Source organism: Paenibacillus terrae (assembly GCF_005217525.1).
GTDB classification, from domain to species: Bacteria; Bacillota; Bacilli; order Paenibacillales; family Paenibacillaceae; genus Paenibacillus; species Paenibacillus terrae_C.
In genome coordinates, this window is sequence record NZ_PNXQ01000015.1 from 311 (window position 1) to 4,622 (window position 4,312).

Annotated in this window: 3 protein-coding genes; all 3 read left to right on the top strand. The window is 41.4% G+C overall.

The genetic code is table 11. From position 1 onward, the window contains the following. The first annotated feature begins 48 nt into the window (after nucleotides 1-48). The 3 genes from cas6 to C1I60_RS17175 all read left to right on the top strand — a co-directional run bounded on the left by cas6 (nucleotide 49) and on the right by C1I60_RS17175 (nucleotide 4,138). The gene (cas6, locus tag C1I60_RS17165; RefSeq protein ID WP_137062835.1) at nucleotides 49-936 is read left to right on the top strand and encodes a CRISPR system precrRNA processing endoribonuclease RAMP protein Cas6; all 888 of its coding nucleotides are present in this window, start codon (nucleotides 49-51) and stop codon (nucleotides 934-936) included. 238 nt (nucleotides 937-1,174) lie between these two features. Then, the gene (locus C1I60_RS17170; protein WP_252361757.1) at nucleotides 1,175-2,044 is read left to right on the top strand and encodes a DUF6602 domain-containing protein; all 870 of its coding nucleotides are present in this window, start codon (nucleotides 1,175-1,177) and stop codon (nucleotides 2,042-2,044) included. A 6-nt stretch (nucleotides 2,045-2,050) separates the two neighbouring features. Next, nucleotides 2,051-4,138, top strand: coding sequence for a Cas10/Cmr2 second palm domain-containing protein (locus tag C1I60_RS17175; protein WP_170970834.1), 2,088 nt, complete (start codon nucleotides 2,051-2,053; stop codon nucleotides 4,136-4,138). Nucleotides 4,139-4,312 lie beyond the last annotated feature (174 nt).

A 4,312-nucleotide genomic window follows, 5' to 3' on the forward strand; every position in this document is an offset into this window, starting at 1 on the left:
AAAGATTCGGTCACACCTTGTTTAACTAAATTGGATTTGGAGTAAATTATGAATAGACAAGCACCTATTTTTTCACTGGAATACTTACCGTTACTTATTCGACTGGAATGTAAGGAAACGACACGATTTCCTGCTTTTCTCGGCTCAACGCTTCATGGAGTGACAGGATGGGCGCTACTTCAACATTCGGAATCATATGCGTACTTATTCGAGAATCGCCGATTAGGTGGAGCTAAACAGGACATTGTCAACCCTTATATCATTGAGCCGCCTAGGCCAAAGTCTGTATACTATACAGGGGATCAGTTATGCTTCAAATTAGTGTTGTTAGGAGATGCGATTCATTATGCTAGGCATTTAGTGACTTCGTTGGCTCAAGTACAGAGATTCGGGATTGGAGCGGAACGAAAGATTTTCGAACTGACAGACATTTTGCATGGTAATCAGTATGGATTGATTTGGAAACAAGGACAATTAGATATGAACGCGGCTACACCAGAAAACATTTCTGTTCATGCTCTGCAAGATCATGCTTCCTGGTGCTCTATCCATATGGTGACCCCTGTTCGCATTCGGCGAGGTGGGGCGCTGGTGCAGGAGATTAATTTTCCTACCATCATTCGGAGTATTACGAGGAGAATTCAGACGTTGACCGAGCGTTATGGAGGTTACATGAACACGGATATATCCATGAAGGCATGTGAACTTGCGAGCCATGTTCGAGCCGTGTCTGCCGCGTTGTATTTGAACCAGATGCACCGATACTCGAATCGAAAAAAGGAATCCGTTGATTGGAGCGGCATGTTGGGTACACTAACTTTTGAGGGAGAGCTTTCTCCCTTTACGCCTTGGTTGAACGCTGCACGTGTATTACATATCGGCAGGAATTCTACTCTTGGCTGCGGACAAATGGATGTAGTCTATAGGTCAATGTGATGTGATTTTACAACCTTTTAGCAATAGATTCTTGAATATTGGATGGCTGAACTTCTACGTGATCTGTAAGCTTTGATCGGTAGTGATTGTTGTACCTGCAAACTAAATTTCATAGGAATAACGAAAAATGCAATTTGGGCTAAGGCTTAGGTTGTATTTTTTATATGGAATTTTCAGGAAAACTGTTATACTATTAATAGCTGTACAACGTTATTTATAAGCGAAGGAGTGTTAAGGCGTGACGAGGGAATTATCATTTGATGAGAAGAAAGAGAAGATGATTAAAAATGTTACAGAAAATTATATTCAAGTGGAAAAATCTATTGTCAACCAGCTCTACATGAAGCACGATTTGCATGGAACGACGGTTGGCTCTGAGAGAGAGCTGATCTGGTCGCAATTGTTTGAAATGATTATTCCCAAGAAATTTGTCATTGAGCAATCGGTATTCATTATTGATTCTCAGGGTGGTGTGTCCAAGGAAGTAGATTTTGCTATTTTGGATGAAACGTATACACCTTATATCTTCCGCTATGGCCGCATCAAGTTTGTTCCAATCGAAGCCATTGCGGCAGTTATAGAATGCAAGAGCCAGCGGCTTGAAGAAAGTACCATTGAAAAATGGGCAGAAAGCATCACGTCTTTGAAAACCTCGGGGCAATCTATCGCTCGCTTTGCATTGGGTGTTTTTATGGAAGCTGTTAAAACGCAAAAATCTACTCGTCCCATCCGTATATTGTGTGCCTTGAAGGAAAATTGTGGGGATGACATCAAGCGGCATTTTGATTTTACATTGCTCGCCTCCAGGAAAAAAGGGGGAAATGAACGTATTGAGATTGAGTGTAATGCGGATGATACGTTGTTCTCCTGGTTCAAGAGTCTTAATTTTCATGAATTCACGATGGATGCAGAGTTGGAAAAGCAAACATCAAAAATACTTGATGAAATTTCACTTGAAAACTACAAGGTACGCGATCAGAATGGTCAAAGCATTTCACTATTAACCTTTAATTTCCAATTTAATCAGCTATTAATGCTAATCAATAATCCTATTTTATTTCCGCATCGAGCATATGTAGATTTATTTGACCGAAAAGGAAAGGAATGAATTCCGATGAGCTCATACGTGATAGCTGTGTCGATGGACAAGGTGCAGTCCTTCTTATATTATGTGCTCCAAGCGCAGATACAGGAGAAACAAAGTAATAACGGGACTTTGAACACGATCATAGAATCTTCCAGATTAATTTCAGATCAGTTCTATCAGGATATTGGAATGGAGGGAGAGAGGGGTCCATTTGCCAAGCATATTGACGAAGAGTTGCTAAAATGTTCCGGCATGTGTGTGTTTGTAACTTCGCTTCCGGAGGATCAAATTGTTAAGAATCTCAATGGAATATTTGAAACGTATTATAAGAAATTGAGCGGGCAGCTCTTCATGAAGTATGTGTATTTCAAGCAGACCGATTTAAAAAACAACACGCCATTGCAGGCGATTAAAGAAAGCAAGAAGCGGCTGAGAGAGAAAGCTTGTTTTAACTCGATCATTGCACAGAATCGCGAATTGTTGTTTATGTTTCATTCATCACCTGAGAGAGAACAAAAACGGGGTTTGACGACGTCATCGGTAACGAATGTTTTTAGTGCATTCACTAATACGATTAATGACTTGTATTCGAAACAGGATGAGAACAACGATAATCATTTCAGGGTTGCAGTCATTAAGGCTGACTTGGACGGGATGGGGGAACTTTTTAAGCAATTAGACAGTCATGAGACTTATAAGCAGGTAAGCGAACTGCTTTCGAAATACATATGTCTGGAATACTTGCATGACAGGGTAAAACAATTTAAAAGAAATGATCCCGAATTCAGGCTGTACCCGCTGTATATTGCGGGGGATGATATTTTCTTTGCTGTGCCGACCTCCAAGCTCGTGGATGGGGTTAATCTGTGTAAAGATATTTTGAAGCAGATTAATGGAGAAATTGAACAAATTAACCGCAAGAGGGAAACAGGACTTCAACCATTGTCCATGAGCATTGGTATTGATTTTACATTCAACCGTGAACCAATCCGGTACTACTATGAGAGGGTTCAGAAACAGCTTGATTTTGCCAAGAAAGCACCAAGCATGGTGGCTGTTGCAGGAGTTGTTCCGCTGTCCTGTATGAGGATCAGTATTAACGAGTATGTGCTTTATCGTTATGATCTGGCATCAGACAGCTCAGGGCGCTTGAAACCAACCAAGAGTAAAGATACGCCGGAGCAAAAATTCAAGGAATTTCATGCGGAAAAGAACAATTGGAAGCACTTCGTTACACAAGTCAAACGGCTTCAGGATGCCATGGAGGAAGGTTTTGCTGCGCATCACTTTTTCTACGGGCTTCTGAACAAAATTACAGATCCTGACGTTTGCAATAACCTTGTGAAATATAGCAATGCTGTGCTGTACCATGTGATTCCGCAATATCTGAATAGTAATAACCGCAAACTCAGAGAGTCGGAGTTGCTTATTCTTGAATCTATGCTGAAGCAAGTGGTTGTTAAAACTACGAAGTCGGGAAAGACAAGCAAAGGAGGAAAGCTGTCCTTCGACATGGATCAACGCCGGCAACTTGAAAAGTATGTTCGGTTATTGCTGCTATTTTCCGATCCTCGGTTCAAGATTGTCCAGAAGAAGACTCGATCTGTTGAGAATGATTTTGATATTAAACGGGTGAGAAGTACGGTGTTTAACAAAACATTACGTTACCTGTTCGATCAAAACCTTGGGGGATGGAAGGATCGTGAAGTGTTTCGGGAGATTTTTGTAGAGTATGCCAGATATACTCCATTGTCTGATGCTGGGAGTAAACGAGGTGGGGGCATCCGAAAAGAAACAGAGGTTGAAGTGTATCGTACTCTGCGTTTATCGAACTCTTTGTTGCATCGCTTCAAAGGAATGAATGACATTCAACGGGTGGCTGAGATGATCGAGGCAACGAATCCTCAGCAGAAAGAGGATATTATTACCATTGAGCATTTACGTCGAGAGGAGCATAAGGCTCCACCCGGGCTGTATTTTGATAAAGAAACATTTCTGCGGATGGCTCGAAGCCAGCAGATGTGGAAATCGGAATACATCGACTCGTTGCTAATCTTTTACCAATTACGAGAGCAATTGATTCAATTAAGAGTACATCCAGCATACTCGAAATAGCCAGGAGGCAATAGAACATGGATACAGAGAAGATTACAGAGAAGAAGATTACAGTAAAAGTAACAACTCGCTCCAATCTCTTCATTGGCGGTTCTCCGGCAACGTTTGAAATCGGCGGTGTTGATCTGTTCACGGTTACGAACAAAGAGGGGCTGCCTTATATTCCCGCCTCTT

Coding starts and splice junctions, on each gene's coding strand:
- cas6 (WP_137062835.1), top strand. CDS start 49: ATGAATAGACAAGCACCTATTTTTTCACTGGAATACTTACCGTTACTT.
- C1I60_RS17175 (WP_170970834.1), top strand. CDS start 2,051: ATGAGCTCATACGTGATAGCTGTGTCGATGGACAAGGTGCAGTCCTTC.